Raw genomic sequence first — 622 nt, 5'->3', positions numbered from 1 at the left:
CGGTCACCCGTGTAGCCGGCCAGGTTCGCATAGAGGCGGTTGATCCAGTCCGACCCGTCACCGCTCGGGTTGCCGCCCCGCTCGACGTCGAGCATGAGGGCGATGCGCGGATGCAGCCCTCCGTTGGCGTCGATCATCGCGCGCACGGTCGTGGCGTTGGCCGGCCAATTGGGTCGGCAGTAGGTGTAGACGATGCCGAACACCAACCGTCCGGAATCCAGGGCGTTGCGCATCCAGGCGTAGTTCGCCGCGAAATTGTGGTCGCGGTAGGTGCCGTCGCTGACCCGGATGGAGAGCACTTGGTAGGGATAGGTGTCGTCGACCGGGCGTTGCCATTCGGAGACGTCGGCGAACAGGGTGTCTTTGACGACGGCGGCGCTGCGCACGATCCACCGGGAACGTAGGGACTTCGGCCCTGGGACCTTTTGATTCACAGCACCACTCGTCATATCGCACTCCTGTGACCAGCGTAGGCCGGGGTGCGTCAGAGTGCGTTGCGTCCCGCGATGATCTTGGCCAGCTGCACCGTCTGCTGGACGTTGATGTTGTAGCCGCTGATCCGCAGGTCGACGACGAGGTTGTCGACGGCCAGGATCGCGCGGTGGGTGGTGCGGTCGCGGAC

General features: G+C 65.1%; 1 protein-coding gene. It reads right to left on the bottom strand.

Going from position 1 to position 622, the window contains the following annotated elements; all coding sequences use genetic code 11:
- On the bottom strand, positions 1–386 hold a 386-nt coding region (locus IMZ11_RS43265), incomplete at its 3' end, for a hypothetical protein (RefSeq protein ID WP_228649463.1).
- Between the last annotated feature and the right edge of the window lie 236 nt (positions 387–622).

Origin of the sequence: Microtetraspora sp. AC03309 (genome assembly GCF_020826795.1) — a bacterium.
Taxonomy (GTDB): Bacteria; Actinomycetota; Actinomycetes; order Streptosporangiales; family Streptosporangiaceae; genus Microtetraspora; species Microtetraspora glauca.
Note: the sequence above shows the minus strand (reverse complement) of the source record. Positions and strands in the feature narration are given on the sequence as shown.